The organism is Streptomyces musisoli, assembly GCF_016741855.1.
GTDB classification, from domain to species: Bacteria; Actinomycetota; Actinomycetes; order Streptomycetales; family Streptomycetaceae; genus Streptomyces; species Streptomyces musisoli.
Genome location: NZ_JAERRH010000018.1, coordinates 66,484 through 82,061, shown reverse-complemented (window position 1 = coordinate 82,061; position 15,578 = coordinate 66,484). Strand labels below are relative to the sequence as shown.

Here is a 15,578-nt window from a genome sequence, read left to right as displayed (position 1 = left end):
GACGATCCGTCCATCGCCGGAGGGGGTCACTCCTCGGGTAGCAGGAACCCCCGTGCACCGGGCGGTGCGCAGGGGCGGAGGCGCAGCGAGACGACCTCCGCCCACCAGGTTAATCAAGATCTGGGCTCGTGCGGCAGGGCGGAGGAGCCCGAGTGGGCTTCGGCGAGGGCGCGCAGGGCCCCGGCGTCGGCGATGGCCCGCTGCCTGGCGATGCCCGGCTGGATGCCGAGCGCGGGCAGACTGGTGCCGTCGCTGAGGTCGAGGAACACCCAGGGGTCGCCCGGCCGGAGGTTCACCTGGAGGATCTCCGCCCAGGCCAGGTGCCGCCTGCTGGCGATGTTGACCACGGTGACGCCGGATTCGTCGGCGACCACCTTCACCCGGGCGAGCTGGGCCAGGGCCCAGAAGAAGAGCGCCCCGGTGAGGACGAAGGTGAGCCGGGACCCCGGGCCGATGTGTTCCAGCAGCAGCGCGACCGCGCTTATCACCGCGAAGATCACGACTCCGGCGGTGAGCAGGATCACCCGGGTGCGGCCGGGCCGGAAGGTGACGGGCAGGGTGGGCAGATCGGACATCGGTCGGCGAACCCCTTACAGGCGGCAGGCGTGGATGGCCGTGGTCAGGATGGCGCGGGCGCCGATGGCGTAGAGGTCGTCCATGATCCGCTGGGCCTCCTTGGCGGGGACCATGGCGCGGACCGCGACCCAGCCCTCGTTGTGCAGCGGGGAGACGGTCGGGGACTCCAGGCCGGGGGTGAGCGCGACGGCCTTCTCCAGCTGCTCGACCCGGCAGTCGTAGTCCATCATCACGTACGTCCGGGCGACCAGGACGCCCTGGAGGCGGCGCAGGAACTGCTGGACCTTCGGGTCCTCGGCGTCCGCGCCGGTGCGGCGGACGACGATCGCCTCGGACTTCATGATCGGCTCGCCGAAGACCTCCAGGCCCGCGTTGCGCAGGCTGGTGCCGGTCTCGACGACGTCTGCGATGACCTCGGCGACGCCCAGCTCGATCGCGGTCTCGACGGCGCCGTCCAGGTGGACGACGGAGGCGTCGACGCCGCTGTCGGCGAGGTGCCCGGCGACGATCCCCTCGTAGGAGGTGGCGACCGTCTTGCCCTTGAGGTCCTCGATGCCGTTCGCCGTGCCCGGCTTGGCGGCGAAGCGGAAGGTGGAGCGGGCGAAGCCGAGCGGCAGGATCTCCTCGGCGTCGGCGCCGGAGTCGATCAGCAGGTCCCGGCCGGTGATGCCGATGTCGAGGCGCCCGGAGGAGACGTAGATCGCGATGTCGCGGGGGCGGAGGTAGAAGAACTCGACCTCGTTCTCCGGGTCGACGATCCGCAGCTCCTTGGACTCGCGGCGCTGCTGGTAGCCGGCCTCATGCAGCATCTCCGCCGCAGGGCCGGACAGGGAACCCTTGTTGGGGACGGCGATGCGCAGCATGAGGTCGGCTTCCTTTGCGTGAAGGGGTGTTCTACGGCTTCTTACGGCAGGCTGATCACAGGTGGGCGTAGACGTCGTCCAGGGAGATCCCGCGGGCGACCATCATCACCTGGACGTGGTACAGCAGCTGCGAGATCTCCTCGGCGGCCGCCTCCTTGCCCTCGTACTCGGCGGCCATCCAGACCTCGGCGGCCTCTTCGACGACCTTCTTGCCGATGGCATGGACGCCCTTGCCGACCAGTTCGGCGGTGCGGGAGGTGGCGGGGTCGCCGGTGGCGGCCTTCTGCTGGAGCTCGGTGAAGAGCTCCTCGAACGTCTTCTTGGACATGGTGAGCCCCACCCTACGCGGTTCGGGCGACTCCCTAGTGCCAGGGTTCAGATACTGAGCGCAGCGTGGCCGCGGTGGCCACCGCGGCCGTCACCGCCTCGTGGCCCTTGTCCTCGTTGGAGCCCTCGATGCCGGCCCGGTCCAGGGCCTGTTCCTCGGTGTCGCAGGTGAGCACGCCGAAGCCGACGGGGACGCCGGTCTCGACGGACACCTGGGTGAGGCCCTGGGTGACGCCCTGGCACACGTAGTCGAAGTGCGGGGTGCCGCCCCGGATGACGACGCCGAGGGCGACCACGGCGTCGTAGCCGCGGCCCGCGAGGACCTTGGCGGCGACCGGCAGCTCGAAGCTGCCGGGGACCCGGATCAGGGTCGGCTCGTCGATGCCCAGTTCGTGCAGGGCGCGCAGGGCGCCGTTCACCAGACCGTCCATCACCTTCTCGTGCCACTGCGCCGCGATGACGGCGACCCTGAGGTCGCTCACGTTGCGTACGGACAGTTCCGGTGCACCCTTGCCGCTCACGTCTCTCCTTCGTGCTCTGTTACTGGTTGCTGCAGGCCGACACGGCGGACGTGTCGAGCCAGGGCAGGTCGTGCCCCATCCGGTCCCGCTTGGTGCGCAGGTAGCGGAGGTTGTGCTCGCCGGCCTGGACGGGCATCGGCTCGCGGCCGGTGACCTTCAGACCGTGGCGCAGCAGGGCGTCGGTCTTGTCGGGGTTGTTGGTCATCAGCCGGACGCCGCGCACACCGAGGTCGGCGAGGATCTGCGCGCCGGCGCCGTAGTCGCGGGCGTCGGCGGGCAGGCCGAGTTCCAGGTTGGCGTCCAGGGTGTCCCGGCCCTGTTCCTGGAGTTCGTAGGCCCGCAGCTTGGACAGCAGGCCGATGCCCCGTCCCTCGTGTCCGCGCAGGTAGACGACGACTCCGCGGCCCTCGTCCTGGATGCGCTCCAGGGCGGTGTCCAGCTGGGGGCCGCAGTCGCAGCGCAGGGAGGCGAAGACGTCGCCGGTGAGGCATTCGGAGTGGACGCGGACCAGGACGTCCTCGCCGTCGCCGATCTCACCGTGGACGAGGGCGACGTGCTCGACGCCGTCGAGGGTGGACCGGTAGCCGTAGGCGGTGAAGGTGCCGTGCCGGGTGGGCAGGCGGGTCTCGGCCTCGCGGCGGACGGTGGGCTCGCTGCCGCGGCGGTAGGCGATCAGGTCCTCGATGGAGATGATCGTCAGGCCGTGCTTACGGGCGAACGGGATCAGCTCGGGCAGGCGGAGCATGCGGCCGTCCTCGCCGGCGATCTCCACGATGGCGCCGGCCGGGCGCAGGCCCGCGAGCCGGGCGAGGTCGACGGCGGCCTCGGTGTGGCCGTTGCGGACCAGGACACCGCCGGGCCTGGCGCGCAGCGGGAAGACATGGCCGGGGCGGACGAAGTCGGTGGGCCCGGCGGTGCCGCCGGCCAGCAGCCGGAGGGTGGTGGCACGGTCGGCGGCCGAGATGCCGGTGCTCACACCGTGGGCGGCGGAGGCGTCGACGGAGACCGTGAACGCGGTCTTCATCGACTCGGTGTTGTCCTCGACCATCTGCGGCAGCCGCAGCCGGTCCAGTTCCTCGCCCTCCATGGGGGCGCAGATCAGGCCGCGGCACTCGCTCATCATGAAGGCGACGATCTCGGGGGTCGCCTTCTCGGCGGCGATGACGAGGTCGCCCTCGTTCTCCCGGTCCTCGTCGTCGACGACGACCACGGGGCGGCCCGCGGCGATGTCGGCGATGGCCTGCTCGACCGGGTCGAGCGTGAGGTCCTCGAGGTCGGTGGTGTCGTACAGCAGCGGTGCCGAGGTCATGCCGGCGCTCCTTCCAGTGCGGGCTGCGGGCCCCTGCGGGAGCGCAGCCACCAGTCGCGCATGCCCCACAGGACGAGTGCGCCGTAGATGACGTAGACGAAGCCGGAGAAGGCGTAGCCGTTGGCGAAGTTGAGGGGTACGCCGACGAGGTCGACGAGCAGCCAGGCGAACCAGAACTCGACCATGCCCTTGGCCTGGGCGTACATCGCGACGATGGTGCCGACGAAGATGTAGGCGTCGGGCCAGGGGTCCCAGGACAGGCTCGGGTAGGCCTTGAAGAGGAGGGCCACGGCGACCGTGCCGGCGGCGGCAGCGGCGAGCATGGCCGCGCGTTCGCGCCAGGTGGCGAAGCGGGGGACGATGTGGCCGTCCTCGGTCCGGTCCTCGTTGCGCTGCCACTGCCACCAGCCGTACAGCGCGACCGCCATGACGACGGCCTGCTTGCCGGCGCTGCCGGTGAGGTGGCCGTAGAAGGCGGCGAAGAGGACGAGTCCGGACAGGAACTGCACGGGCCAGGTCCACAGGGAGCGGCGCCAGCCGAGGGCGAGGGTGACGAGGCCCAGGATGTTGCCGACCATGTCCGACCAGATGATGCGCTGACCGAAGAGGGTGAACGCCTCGGAGTTGAGCCAGCTCACCGGTCGGTCCCCTGTCCGGCCGCGAGCAGCCGCTCCACGTACTTGGCGATGACGTCCACTTCGAGGTTGACCGGGTCGCCGGGCTGCTTCACGCCGAGCGTGGTCAGGGCGAGGGTGGTCGGGATGAGGCTGACGGTGAAGTGGTCGGGGCCCGCGTCCACGACGGTCAGGCTGATGCCGTCGACGGTGATGGAGCCCTTCTCGACCACGTAGCGGGAGAGGGCCGCGGGGAGGGAGATCTTCACGATCTCCCAGTTCTCGGAGGGCTTGCGCTCCAGGATCTCGCCGGTGCCGTCCACGTGCCCCTGCACGATGTGGCCGCCGAGGCGGGCGCCGACGGCGGTGGGACGCTCCAGGTTGACGCGGGAGCCGATGGTCAGCGCGCCCAGGCTGGAGCGGTCCAGGGTCTCGGCCATGACGTCGGCGGTGAACTCGTCGCCCTCGTGCTCCACGACGGTGAGACAGACCCCGTTCACGGCGATGGAGTCGCCGTGCTGCGCGCCCTCGGTCACGACGGGGCCGCGAAGCCGGAAGCGGGAGGCGTCGCCGAGAAATTCGACGGCGGTGACCTCACCCAGCTCTTCGACGATTCCGGTGAACACTTCCCGGGTCCTCCTGCCTCTTCGGGCACGGACTCCGGGGCCTGTCGATGACGACAGTTGGTACGGATGAGCACACACCGGGGGCGTCGCCGGAAAGGGACTCGTCCGCATACGGACGAGCCCAGATACGGCGGCGCGCACACGGAAGAGACGTATGCCCGCCCGCCGCGCACTGCCTCCCATCCGGACTTTAACCGTCGGTCCAGGAATTTCACCTGGTCAACCGGCCGCTGGAAGCGACCGGGTCGCGGACTGTAACCGCCGGTTCGGACTTTCACCGACCCCGGAGTGCGCTGCTTCTGGTACAGGGCCAGTGTGCCATGCCCGGTACTCGTCCATACGGGTGAACGATGTGGGCTCGCTCACACTGTGTACCGTCGAATTCGCGCCACGCAGTCCCGCCGGCCAACTGGACTCCCCGCCAGGCGCGTTGGCCTTGATCCGGACCATTGACCCTACTGGTCTAGTCCTTTTAGGGTGCGGACGGGCCCGGCGGCGGTGACGACGGCCCTTGCCCGCCGCCGGGCCGCCAGGGCACTGGCGGGCCACCGCCGCGCGGCCGAGCGGCCCCTCGGAGTGCGTGTTCGCCCCCCGTTCGGCCTCCGCGGAAGAAATCCGCCGGAGGATGTCACATTTCCGGGCGGCTTTCCGGTCCAGTCGGCGAAGGGCGCTCCAGCGGGAAGCGCCCGGTGTCCGAAGGGCGGAGTACAGCATGACCACGATCCTGGTGACCGGCGGAACCGGAACCCTCGGCCGGCTCGTCACGGAGCGGCTGCGGGCGGACGGGCACGAGGTCCGGGTGCTCAGCCGGCACACCCAGCCCTACGCCGTCGACCTGCGCAAGGGCGGTGCCGGTCTGGACGCGGCCGTGGCCGGCGTGGAGACCGTCGTGCACTGCGCGAGCACGCCCAAGGGCGGCGACGAAGAGGCCGCCCGGAACCTGATCGCGGCGGCCCGGCGAGCCGGGGTGGGCCATCTCGTGTACATCTCCATCGTGGGCGTCGACCGGGTGCCGCTCGCCTACTACCGGACCAAGTTCGCGGTGGAGCGGCTGGTCGACGAGTCGGGGCTGGGCTGGACCACACTGCGGACGACGCAGTTCCACGATCTGCTGGTCACGCTCTGCGCGAGCCTGGGCAGGCTGCCTGTGCTGGCGGTCCCGGCGGGGGTGGCGGACCAGCCGATCGAGGTCGCCGAGGTGGCCGAACGGCTGGTGGAGCTGGCACTCGGGGCACCGGCCGGGCGGGTGCCGGATCTGGCCGGACCCGAGGTCCACGGGCTGGACTCGGTGGCCCGCGCCTGGCTGCGGGCGACCGGCCGGCGCCGGCCGGTGGTGCGGGTGCCGCTGTTCGGCAGGGCGTACCGCGCCTTCCGCGAGGGCGGCCACCTGGCACCGGACCGCGCGCTGGGCAAGGTGACCTTCGAGGAGTACCTGGCGAGGCGCTTCGGAGCCGACAACAAACGCTGACCCCGGCCACCGTGCGCTGCGGGGGCGCCCACCGGAAGGCAACGGCCGGGCGTGTTCCGGCGGGCGGGCGGCCATCCGAGAACACCGGCCGGGCGCACTCCGACGGGAAGGCCGCCACCCGAGAACACCGGCCGGGCGCACTCCGACGGGAGGGCGGCCACCACTAGAGGCGCCGGCCGGGCGCCGCGCGGGGCACGGCTGCGGCAGCGGCCGCACGGCTCCGCGTCGACAACCCCGCGGGCCGGTCCGGCCGGTCCGCCCCTTACGGCCCCGGCCTCATCCGTGGCGGCCCGCGCCGCATCTCACCCGCGACGCCGGCACCGCACCTCGCCGCGTCGCCGTCGGTGCGCCGTGGTGGCCGCACCGGACGCCGTGGGCTCGGCAGGCGCGCCCGGGTGGGACGGCCTAGCGCTCCGGCGGTGTGAACAGGTCGTCCTGGGCCCGCTCACGGGCGGTCAGCAGCGCTCCGCGCAGTACGGCCGTCCCGCCGAGGCTGCTCGCCCGCACCTCCGTGACCAGGGGTGACATCCGGCCCAGCCGTTCCCGTACCAGTTCGGCGAGCACCGCGCCCCCGGCCTGCCCGACCTCCCCGCCGAGCACCACGCATCCGGGGTCCAGGACGGCCACCACCGAGGCGGCGCCGACGGCGATCCGGTCGGCCAGGGCCCGCAGGAAGCGGACGGCGGGACGATCGCCGGACGCGGCCCCCGCGGCCGCCGCCTCGCGTTCCGCCCCCGCCGACGCCACCTCGGCCACCCCCGCACGCACCGCCCCCGCCGACGCCACCTCGGCCACCCCCGCACGCACCGCCCCCGCCGACGCCACCTCGGCCACCGCCGCACGCACCGCCCCCGCCGACGCCACCTCGGCCACCGCCGCGCGCACCGCCTCCGCCGCCCCCGGCCCGTCCGATGTGGCCGGCGTCGGCAGTCCGCACTCCCCCGCCAGCGCGACGACCGCCGCCGCGCCGGTCAGGGAGTGGAAGCCTCCGTCGCAGTCGGTCGCCGAGGGCAGCCCGCTCGTTCCGGGGACCGGCAGGAAGCCGATCTCGCCGGTGCCGCCGGAGGCGCCGCGGCGCAGGGTGCCGTCCAGGACGACCGCGGCGCCGACGCCGTGGCCCAGCCAGAGCAGGACGAAGGTGTCGCGGTCGCGGGCGGCGCCCTCGCGCTGTTCGGCCAGGGCCGCCAGATTGGTCTCGTTCTCCACGGTGACCCGGGCGCCGGGCAGCCGGTCCTGGAGGGCGGCGGCCAGACTGCGGTGCCAGGCGGGCAGGCCGGCCGAGTCCCTGAGGTCGCCGGTGGCCGGGTCGATCAGTCCGGGCGCACCGATGCCGACGGTGTGCAGCCGGTCGGCCCCGGCCTCCTTCAGGGCGCTCTCCACCGCCGCGACCGCCTGCTCCACGGCGGGCCCGGTCCCGGTGTCCCCGCCGATCGGTGCGGACGCCTCGGCGCGCACCCGTCCGACCAGGTCGGAGACCAGGACGAGGACGCCTTCGGTGCGGACGTCCAGCGCGGCGAGGTGGGCGCGGTCGGCGACGATGCCGTAGAGCCGGGCGTTGGGACCCCGGCGCTGCTCGCCGGACTCGCCGACCACGGTGATCAGTCCGGAGGCCGTGAGCCGGTCGACGAGGTCGGCGACCGTCGGCCGGGACAGCCCGGTCAGCTGCTTCAACTGCCCTGCCGTGAGCGGGCCTTCCTGCTGCAACAGCCGCAGGGCCAGCCGGTCGTTGATGGCCCGGGCGGTGCTGGGTGATGCGGGCATGACGGGAATCCTCCCAGATCGGCGGGGTCCGGAACGGGCTCTCGCGGGACGTGATTACCCGCTATCTATCAGGCAGGGTTCCTGATAGTTTACGCGGCGTTGCAGGAGGCCGCGTTGCGGGAGGAGCGGGCCGGGCACCCTTGGGGAGGACAGGGACATGAGTGACGTGAGCCGTACGCACGACGAGGTGAGGCGCGCCCGGTACGCCGTGGCGGCCGTGTTCGCCGTGCACGGTGCCGTGACCGGTTCGTTCGCGACGCGGGTGCCGTGGGTCCAGGAGCACGCCGCTCTCGGCACCGGCCAGTTGGGGTTCGCGCTGGCGTTCACGGCGTTGGGCGCGTCGTGCGCGATGCCGCTGGCGGGCCGGATCAGCCACCGCTTCGGCAGCCGTGCGGCCCTGCGCGGGCTGCTGGCGCTGTGGACACTGTCCCTGGCGCTGCCGTCCCTGGCGCCGAATCTGGTCACCCTGTGCCTGGCGATGTTCACCTACGGCGCGACCGCGGGCATGGCCGACGTCGCGATGAACGCGCTCGGCGTGGAGATCGAACGGCTGCTCGGCAAGTCGATCATGTCGGGACTGCACGGCATGTGGAGCGCGGGCGCCCTGATCGGTTCGGCGGCCGGCACCCTGGCCGCGCACCTCGGCGCGGACGCGCGGCTGCACTTCGCCCTCGCGTCGGCCGTCCTGACCGTGCTCGGGTTCGTGGCCTGCGGCTGGGTGCTGGACCTCCAGCCCGCCGAGGACGAGGAACCGCCCCCTCGGTTCGCGCTGCCGCCCCGTTCCGCGCTCTTGATCGGCGCGGTCGGCTTCTGCGCGGTGTTCGCCGAGGGGGCGAGCCTGGACTGGTCGGCGGTGTTCCTGCGGGACCGGCTGGACAGCTCGGCCGGCCTCGCGGCGGCCTGCACGACCGGTTTCATGCTGACCATGGCCGTGGCCCGGATCGCCGGGGACGCGGTGGTGAACCGTTTCGGCGCGGTCCGAACGGTGCGGGCCGGGGGTGTCCTGGCCGTGCTGGGCGGGCTGCTGATCGTGCTCGCCGGGCATCCGGCGGTGGCGATGGCCGGGTTCGCGCTGACGGGACTCGGTATCGCGGTGGTGGTACCGCTCTGCTTCGCGGCGGCCGGGCACGCCGGCCCCAACCCCAGCCAGGCCATCGCGGGCGTGGCGACCATCACCTACACCTCGGGGCTCATCGCGCCGAGCCTGATCGGCGGGGTGGCCCAGGCGACCAGCCTGATGGTGTCGTTCTGCGTGGTGACGGCACTGGCGTGCGGGCTCACGGTGTTCGCCGGCGTGCTGCGCACCGCCGAGCGCGGGGGCCGCGCCGAGGTCAGTCCGCGGGCCGCAGCAGTGCCCGACCCGCGACCCTGAAGGTCTCGGTCCAGGGCGCGGGGCGCATGGTCGCCGGGTCCAGCCGGACCAGCACCCGGGTGCCCTGGGCGTAGGTCCGGGTCCCGTCGGCCGAGCAGAACCGGAAGCCGTAGGTGAGACCGGTGGTGCCGAGCCGTTCCAGCCAGAGGTGGACGGCGTAGGTGCCGGGGCGGGTGACCGGGGCCTCGTAGCCGATGCGCAGTTCGCGGACCGCGTTGCAGGCGTCGCCGGCCGCCGCCCAGTCGCCGTCGAAGCGGACGCCGTACTCGTTCCACAGCTCGGTCCAGGCGCGCTCGACCATCAGCGGGTAGCGGGCGTTGTGCAGCAGTCCGAGCGCGTCCAGGTCGTCGAAGTGGACGGTGACGGGGATCAGCCTGCCGTAGGAGACGGCGGGGGCGATCGGGGCTTCGGCGGTCACGGGAAGGGCTCCTGGGCAGCGCTGGCGGGGTAGCGGCACCCCCGTACCCGCCCATACTAAGCGACCGCTCAGGAGCCTGGCCGGGAAGCCCCGGGGCCGGCGAGGGGGTCAGCCCGCTGTCGACGACCGTCCAGGGGCCCTGGTCCAGCCGGCGTCCGCGCGGGCGATCAGGTGGGCCAGGGCGTGCCGCAGTCCGGGGGGCGTGGGCCGCCCGGGCCCGGGTCCGCTCCAGGCGGGCGCCGAACACTCCAATCTACCCTTGATCAGGTATGTGAATCGAGTTCATGGATAAGGCCGGGTGAGCGTAAAGCCACCGGTTACCCCTGACAATGGTTCGGACCGTCTTCACGTACGTAAGAAAGCGAAACCCCACCATGGACCTCGGCGTGCGCTGGAAGCTGCACGGTGACGGGCGCACGCCCGCACCCGGAGCGGTGGTACGCCCGGATGAACGACTCTCCTGGCCCCGCACCATGGGCCTGGGCGCCCAGCACGTGGTCGCGATGTTCGGAGCATCCTTCGTAGCCCCGGTGTTGATGGGCCTGGACCCCAACCTCGCGATCATGATGTCCGGTGTCGCGACCATGATCTTCCTGCTCGCCACCCGCGGCCGGGTGCCCAGCTACCTCGGCTGCTCCCTGTCGTTCGTGGGGGTGGCCGCCGTCATCCGCGCCCAGGGCGGTACGAGCGCGACCGTGACCGGCGCGGTGCTCGTCGTCGGCGTCGTGCTGTTCCTGGCGGGCCTCGCGGTGCAGCGCTTCGGCGCGCGGATCATCCATGCCGCCATGCCGCCGATCGTGACCGGCGCGGTCGTCATGCTGATCGGCTTCAACCTGGCCCCGGTGACCGCGTCCACGTACTGGCCGCAGGACCAGTGGACCGCCCTGCTGGTGATGCTCTTCACCGGACTGGCCGTCGTCTGTATGCGCGGCTTCTGGTCCCGCATCGCGATCTTCCTGGGCCTGGTCTTCGGGTACGGCATCTCCTGGGTCTTCGACCGGATCTTCGGCAAGATCCACTCGAACGACGGCAGCGGCCGGATCACCGACCACTGGCGCCTGGACCTCTCCGGCGTCTCCAAGGCCGACTGGATCGGCCTGCCGTCCTTCCACGGCCCGTCCTTCCAGTGGTCGGCGATCCTGGTCGCGCTGCCCGTGGTCATCGCCCTGATCGCCGAGAACGCGGGGCACGTCAAGGCGGTCGGCGAGATGACCGGCGACCCGCTGGACGACAAGCTGGGCACGGCGATCTCGGCGGACGGCGTCGGCTCCGTGCTGTCGACGGCCGTCGGCGGCCCGCCGACCACCACCTACTCGGAGAACATCGGCGTGATGGCCGCGACCCGCGTCTACTCGACCGCCGCCTACTGGGCCGCCGCCGGCTTCGCGCTGCTCTTCGGCGTCTGCCCGAAGTTCGGCGCGGTCGTGGCCGCGATCCCGGGCGGGGTCCTCGGCGGCATCACCGTCATCCTGTACGGCATGATCGGCCTGCTGGGCGCGCAGATCTGGATCAACGCCAAGGTGGACCTGCGCAACCCGCTGAACCTGGTCCCGGCCGCCGCGGGCATCATCATCGGGGTCGGCAACGTCACCATGAAGTTCAGCGACACCTTCTCGCTCAGCGGCATCGCCCTCGGCACCCTGGTCGTCATCACCGGCTACCACGCGCTGCGCGCCTTCGCCCCGGCCCATCTGAAGAAGCAGGAGCCGCTGCTGGACGAGGGCACGTCCTCCTACGACGCGCAGGCGCCGGGCGCCAAGCCGTAGGCGCGCGCTCGCCTGCGCACCCGGCCCGGCGTTCCCCCGTTCCGGCGAAGCACCGGGCCGGTCGGCGCGCCGGCCGGCCACGGACTGGGACGCTTCCCCCATGGCGCAGCCGGCATACTTCACCGCCCCCGTCGACGCCGTCGTCGCGCGGATGCGCGCTCTCGACGCGGACCTGCCGGCGGGGGACGGCGTCGGCGTGTTCAACCGCGTGTACCTCGCCGTCACCGAGGAGGTCGGGCGTCGCCTGGCCGCCGGCCGGTTCCCGGACCCGCGCGCGGCGAGCACGCTCGACGTGCGGTTCGCCGAGCGGTACCTGGCGGCGGTCGACGAGGCCGCCGCGGACCGCCGCCCGCCCGCCTGCTGGCGGCCCCTGTTCCAGCTCCGCCGCCACCCCGGCGTGCGACCGCTCCAGTTCGCGCTGGCCGGAATCAACGCCCACATCGGGCACGACCTCGCCCTCGCCGTGGTCGACACCTGCCGGACGCTCGGCTGCCGGCCGGCCGATCTGGAGGACGAGTTCGACCGCGTGGGCGAGCTCCTCGGGTCGCTGGAGGAGCGGATCCGCGAGGAGCTGATGCCGGGCCCCGACCTGCTCCAGATCGCCGACCCGCTCACCCACCTGCTGGGCTCCTGGAGCCTGGAGCGGGCCCGGGAGGCCACCTGGACGGCGGCCCGCGCACTGTGGGCGCTGCGGCACTGCGCCGACGTCGCCGAGGAGTTCACCGAACGGCTGGACGCGGCGGTGGGGTTCGCCGGCCGGATGCTGCTGACACCGCTCGCCGACTGAGGTGGCCGGATCTCGCCCACCGGCGGCGGCTGCGGGACCTGGCCGAGGAGCGGGGCCGCATGGAGCCGATCCGGACCGTGCTGCGCGTGAACACCGACCGCCGGGCCAAGCCGTACGAGGGCACGTACCGCCGGCCCTTCCAGGGCAGCGTCGACCAGATCGTGGCGGACCTCGTGGAGCACGCCCGGATCGGTCTGGACGAGGTCCTCATCGACCTGGAGGGCACCGCACGGGATGCCGCCGGGCTGACGGACGTCGCCGCCGAGGTGTTTGAGAAGGCGCGGGCGGCCGGAGTCCGAGGCCGGCCGCCCGCGCCCTGGTCCGTTCCCGGGTCAGTCCTCGGGAAGCTCCACCGGCGCGATCTCGTCGTAGACGTCACCCGGGCCCGGGTTCGTCGCGTCGGTCTCGCCGCCGAAGTGGTGCATGACGCCCCAGACCGCGTTCAGCGCGGTCTGGATCGCGCCCTCGGCCCAGCCGGCCGTCCAGGAGATGTCGTCGCCGGCGAGGAAGATGCCCCGCTTGTCCTCGGGCAGCCGGTCCTGCATGAAGTGCGTGAACAGGCGCCGCTGGTAGCGGTAGTGGCCGGGCAGGTTGGCCTTGAACGCGCCCATGAAGTAGGGCTCGTTCTCCCAGGAGACGGTCACCGGGTTGCCGATGATGTGCTTCCTGATGTCGACATTCGGGTAGATCTCGCCGAGCGACTTCAGCATGACCTCCATCCGCTCGTTCGCGGACAGCGGCAGCCACTTCAGGCTGTCGTCGCACCAGGTGTACGACAGGCAGATCACGGCCGGCTTGTCCGGGCCGTCGTCCAGCAGGTAGGTGCCGCGGGTCATGCGGTCGGTGAGCGTCATCGACATGACGTCCCGCCCGGTCGGGTTTCCCTTGTCGTCGACGGCCTTGTCCAGCCAGAACGGCCGGTCCACGGGCACGAAGAGCTTGCTGGACTCCATGTAGTGGGTGCGCTCGATCGCGGTCCAGTGGTCGATCGGGAACAGCGAGTCGTCGCAGGCGATCTTGGACAGCAGCATCCAGGACTGGGCGGTGAAGATCGCCGCCTTGAAGGTGCGGATGTCCCCGTTCGCGTCGGTCACGGTGATCTGGTTGCCCGCGGTGCGGTGCAGCCGGGTCACGGCCGGCTTCGGCTCGCCGTCGACGTGCAGGGACTTCAGCGAGGTTCCGTAGGGCCAGTGGACGATCTTCTCCGGCTCGCGCTCCCACAGGCGCAGCGGCAGCTGCTGGGAGCCGCCGACGATCCCGCGGTGGTGGTCGTCGGCCTCGGTGTAGACGACGCGGAGGATCTCCAGGATGGAGTTCGGGAAGTCGGTGTCCCAGCCGCCGGTGCCGAAGCCGACCTGGCCGAAGATCTCCCGGTGCCGGAAGGACTTGAACGCCTCGGAGTCGCACAGGAAGCCGTAGAAGGTCTGGTTGTCGAGCTTCTCGACCAGCTTCGCCCAGATCTCGCGGATGCGCGGGACGTCCCGCTCGCGCATCGCACGGTTCATGTCGGAGAAGTCGGCGCCCTCTTCCAGGCACTTGTTCCACGCCTCGGCGACATCCCGGTAGACCTGGGGCAGGTCGGCGATGGTCTCGGCGTAGTGCGACTCGCCCTTGAGGTCGACGACGGTCGACGGGGTCGCCTCGGCCAGGGGGTTCGGGAAGGGACGGGTCTCCAGGCCCACCATGTCGATGTAGTGCTGGAGGGCGGTGGAGGACGGCGGGAAGCGCATCGCGCCCATCTCGGCGGTCAGCGACTCGTCGCAGCCGTCGAAGCCGACCGTGCGGAGCCGGCCGCCGATCTGGTCGGCCTCGTAGACGACGGGCTTGAGGCCCATCTTCATCAGCTCGTACGCGGCCACGATGCCGGACAGGCCGCCGCCGATGACCGCGATCTCGGTGCCGTGCTCGGTCGCCGGGATCTGGCCGAGGCCCGCCGGGTGGGCGAGGAAGTCGTCGTAGGCGTAGGGGAAGTCCGGGCCGAACATGGTGATCGGCGGCTGCTGCTCGTCGGTGTGCTCGACGGCGTTGGGCACCGTGGACGTCATGGGGGTACGGACTCCTTGCGCGGGGTGGTTCGGGGGAGGGCTCAGGGGGTTCAGACGAGGGACCCGTACAGGCCGGGGCGGCGGTCCTTCAGGTACGGGTTCGCCTCGCGCGAGGCGGCCAGGAAGGCGGGGTCGACGTCGGCGACGACCAGTTCCTCGCCGCGGCCGGCGCGGGTGCGGGCGATACCGTCGGGGCCGGCGAGGGCGGAGAGCCCGAAGAACTCGAACTCGCCCTCGTGGCCGACCCGGTTGACGTACGCGACGTACATCTGGTTCTCCCAGGCACGTACCGGCACCATCGACTCGGCGACGAACTGGAACGGGTGCATGTTCGCCGTCGGCACGACGAGCAGGTCGGTGCCGGCCAGGGCGTGGGCGCGGGCGTTCTCCGGGAACTCGACGTCGTAGCAGATCATGAGGCCGACGGTCAGGTCGCCCAGCCGGGCCTGGACGAGCGACTGCTCGCCCGGGGTGAAGTGCTCGCGCTCGGCGCAGCCGAAGAGGTGGGTCTTGCGGTAGTTCGCGAGCCGGGTGCCGTCGGCGGAGATCAGCTGGGCGGAGTTGTAGACGGTTTCGCCGTCGCGCTCCGGGTAGCCGTAGGCGATGGCCAGGCCGTGGTGGGAGGCGATCTCCGCGATCGCGTCGGCGGAGTCGCCGTCGGCGGGCTCGGCGAGGCGCGCGATGTCGTCGCCGATCGCGTACCCGGTCAGGAACATCTCCGGTGCGGCGAGCAGCGCGGCGCCCCCGGCGGCGGCACGGCCCGCGGCCTCGCCGAGGACCTTGAGGTTCTCGGCGACCGAGCCGGGGCGGCCGGAGCTCTGGAGCAGGGCGGTGCGCATGCGGGATCCTCGCCGGTACGTGGGGTTGGGGGCCGATAAGACCGTACGGTCGGTGCGCGCGGCCGGACAAGAAGGAGCCGTTGCGCGCGGGTGCGCGGTTCGTTGCGTGCAGCGGGGGGCGGGCGGCGATTCGTTGCGCACCCCCGCGGGTGCCCGTCCTCCCCCGGGAGCAGACACCGGTGCGACGCGCCCGCCGCGGCGGATACGGGGTGCCGACCCCGGAGCGTCGGTGAACAGCGAGACGCCGCCCGAGCCGGTGGCCGGCACGCTCGCCGGCGCCGAGGTG

At 72.2% G+C, this 15,578-nt stretch carries 15 protein-coding genes, 1 pseudogene and 1 riboswitch; of the genes and pseudogenes, 5 read left to right on the top strand and 11 right to left on the bottom strand.

Annotated elements, in window-relative coordinates; all coding sequences use genetic code 11:
• Positions 1 to 113: 113 nt before the first annotated feature.
• The 7 genes from JK361_RS32495 to JK361_RS32465 are packed head-to-tail and all read right to left on the bottom strand — an operon-like array spanning position 114 to position 4,836.
• Positions 114 to 575: a PH domain-containing protein gene (locus JK361_RS32495; protein WP_201825226.1), complete on the bottom strand. Its 462-nt coding sequence runs from the start codon at positions 573 to 575 to the stop codon at positions 114 to 116.
• Positions 576 to 590: 15 nt separating this feature from the next.
• Positions 591 to 1,439 carry an ATP phosphoribosyltransferase gene (gene hisG, locus JK361_RS32490; protein ID WP_201825224.1) on the bottom strand — a complete coding sequence of 283 codons (849 nt, stop codon included), beginning with the start codon at positions 1,437 to 1,439 and terminating at the stop codon, positions 591 to 593.
• 55 nt (positions 1,440 to 1,494) lie between these two features.
• Entirely contained in the window at positions 1,495 to 1,767 is a 273-nt protein-coding gene (locus JK361_RS32485) for a phosphoribosyl-ATP diphosphatase (protein WP_086760055.1), read from the bottom strand.
• Between the two features lie 34 nt (positions 1,768 to 1,801).
• Entirely contained in the window at positions 1,802 to 2,287 is a 486-nt protein-coding gene (gene ribH / locus JK361_RS32480; protein WP_201825222.1) for a 6,7-dimethyl-8-ribityllumazine synthase, read from the bottom strand.
• Between the two features lie 19 nt (positions 2,288 to 2,306).
• The gene (locus JK361_RS32475) at positions 2,307 to 3,596 is read right to left on the bottom strand and encodes a bifunctional 3,4-dihydroxy-2-butanone-4-phosphate synthase/GTP cyclohydrolase II (protein WP_201825220.1); all 1,290 of its coding nucleotides are present in this window, start codon (positions 3,594 to 3,596) and stop codon (positions 2,307 to 2,309) included.
• Entirely contained in the window at positions 3,593 to 4,234 is a 642-nt protein-coding gene (locus JK361_RS32470; protein WP_201825218.1) for a nicotinamide mononucleotide transporter family protein, read from the bottom strand. Before JK361_RS32470 ends, JK361_RS32475 begins: the two co-directional genes overlap by 4 nt.
• Positions 4,231 to 4,836 carry a riboflavin synthase gene (locus tag JK361_RS32465; RefSeq protein WP_201825216.1) on the bottom strand — a complete coding sequence of 202 codons (606 nt, stop codon included), beginning with the start codon at positions 4,834 to 4,836 and terminating at the stop codon, positions 4,231 to 4,233. Before JK361_RS32465 ends, JK361_RS32470 begins: the two co-directional genes overlap by 4 nt.
• Positions 4,837 to 5,001: 165 nt before the next feature.
• A riboswitch (FMN riboswitch) is annotated at positions 5,002 to 5,132 on the bottom strand.
• 416 nt (positions 5,133 to 5,548) lie between these two features.
• Between JK361_RS32465 and JK361_RS32460 the strand changes: the two genes are divergently transcribed.
• Complete coding sequence (locus JK361_RS32460; protein WP_201825214.1) at positions 5,549 to 6,304, top strand: SDR family oxidoreductase; 756 nt, start codon at positions 5,549 to 5,551, stop codon at positions 6,302 to 6,304.
• Positions 6,305 to 6,709: 405 nt separating this feature from the next.
• Here JK361_RS32460 and JK361_RS32455 read toward each other — a convergent pair whose 3' ends face one another.
• Positions 6,710 to 8,065, bottom strand: coding sequence for an ROK family transcriptional regulator (locus tag JK361_RS32455; RefSeq protein ID WP_201825213.1), 1,356 nt, complete (start codon positions 8,063 to 8,065; stop codon positions 6,710 to 6,712).
• 157 nt (positions 8,066 to 8,222) lie between these two features.
• On the opposite strand from JK361_RS32455, the gene JK361_RS32450 reads away from it, so the two are divergent.
• Positions 8,223 to 9,437, top strand: a complete 1,215-nt coding sequence (locus tag JK361_RS32450; protein ID WP_201825211.1) for an MFS transporter — start codon at positions 8,223 to 8,225, stop codon at positions 9,435 to 9,437.
• On the opposite strand, the gene JK361_RS32445 is transcribed toward JK361_RS32450, so the two are convergent.
• Positions 9,397 to 9,855 carry an acyl-CoA thioesterase gene (locus JK361_RS32445; RefSeq protein WP_201825209.1) on the bottom strand — a complete coding sequence of 153 codons (459 nt, stop codon included), beginning with the start codon at positions 9,853 to 9,855 and terminating at the stop codon, positions 9,397 to 9,399. The two genes, JK361_RS32450 and JK361_RS32445, sit on opposite strands and share 41 nt — an antisense overlap.
• Positions 9,856 to 10,229: 374 nt before the next feature.
• On the opposite strand from JK361_RS32445, the gene JK361_RS32440 reads away from it, so the two are divergent.
• The 3 genes and pseudogenes from JK361_RS32440 to JK361_RS41590 form a co-directional block, all read left to right on the top strand.
• Complete coding sequence (locus JK361_RS32440) at positions 10,230 to 11,621, top strand: uracil-xanthine permease family protein (RefSeq protein ID WP_201825207.1); 1,392 nt, start codon at positions 10,230 to 10,232, stop codon at positions 11,619 to 11,621.
• Positions 11,622 to 11,721: 100 nt separating this feature from the next.
• A complete protein-coding gene (locus JK361_RS32435; protein ID WP_201825205.1) occupies positions 11,722 to 12,408 on the top strand; it encodes a DUF5995 family protein in 687 nt (228 codons plus the stop codon).
• 23 nt (positions 12,409 to 12,431) lie between these two features.
• Positions 12,432 to 12,704, top strand: a pseudogene (locus JK361_RS41590) (LLM class F420-dependent oxidoreductase); the annotation flags it as partial.
• Between the two features lie 36 nt (positions 12,705 to 12,740).
• Here JK361_RS41590 and JK361_RS32430 read toward each other — a convergent pair.
• Both JK361_RS32430 and JK361_RS32425 read right to left on the bottom strand, forming a co-directional pair.
• Positions 12,741 to 14,453: a flavin monoamine oxidase family protein gene (locus JK361_RS32430; protein WP_201825203.1), complete on the bottom strand. Its 1,713-nt coding sequence runs from the start codon at positions 14,451 to 14,453 to the stop codon at positions 12,741 to 12,743.
• 50 nt (positions 14,454 to 14,503) lie between these two features.
• Positions 14,504 to 15,292 (bottom strand): carbon-nitrogen hydrolase family protein, encoded by a 789-nt coding sequence (locus JK361_RS32425; RefSeq protein WP_201825201.1) that lies wholly within the window; start codon positions 15,290 to 15,292, stop codon positions 14,504 to 14,506.
• Positions 15,293 to 15,578 lie beyond the last annotated feature (286 nt).

Coding starts and splice junctions, on each gene's coding strand:
- JK361_RS32495 (WP_201825226.1), bottom strand. CDS start 575: ATGTCCGATCTGCCCACCCTGCCCGTCACCTTCCGGCCCGGCCGCACC.
- hisG (WP_201825224.1), bottom strand. CDS start 1,439: ATGCTGCGCATCGCCGTCCCCAACAAGGGTTCCCTGTCCGGCCCTGCG.
- JK361_RS32485 (WP_086760055.1), bottom strand. CDS start 1,767: ATGTCCAAGAAGACGTTCGAGGAGCTCTTCACCGAGCTCCAGCAGAAG.
- JK361_RS32475 (WP_201825220.1), bottom strand. CDS start 3,596: ATGACCTCGGCACCGCTGCTGTACGACACCACCGACCTCGAGGACCTC.
- JK361_RS32460 (WP_201825214.1), top strand. CDS start 5,549: ATGACCACGATCCTGGTGACCGGCGGAACCGGAACCCTCGGCCGGCTC.
- JK361_RS32455 (WP_201825213.1), bottom strand. CDS start 8,065: ATGCCCGCATCACCCAGCACCGCCCGGGCCATCAACGACCGGCTGGCC.
- JK361_RS32450 (WP_201825211.1), top strand. CDS start 8,223: ATGAGTGACGTGAGCCGTACGCACGACGAGGTGAGGCGCGCCCGGTAC.
- JK361_RS32440 (WP_201825207.1), top strand. CDS start 10,230: ATGGACCTCGGCGTGCGCTGGAAGCTGCACGGTGACGGGCGCACGCCC.
- JK361_RS32435 (WP_201825205.1), top strand. CDS start 11,722: ATGGCGCAGCCGGCATACTTCACCGCCCCCGTCGACGCCGTCGTCGCG.
- JK361_RS32430 (WP_201825203.1), bottom strand. CDS start 14,453: ATGACGTCCACGGTGCCCAACGCCGTCGAGCACACCGACGAGCAGCAG.
- JK361_RS32425 (WP_201825201.1), bottom strand. CDS start 15,292: ATGCGCACCGCCCTGCTCCAGAGCTCCGGCCGCCCCGGCTCGGTCGCC.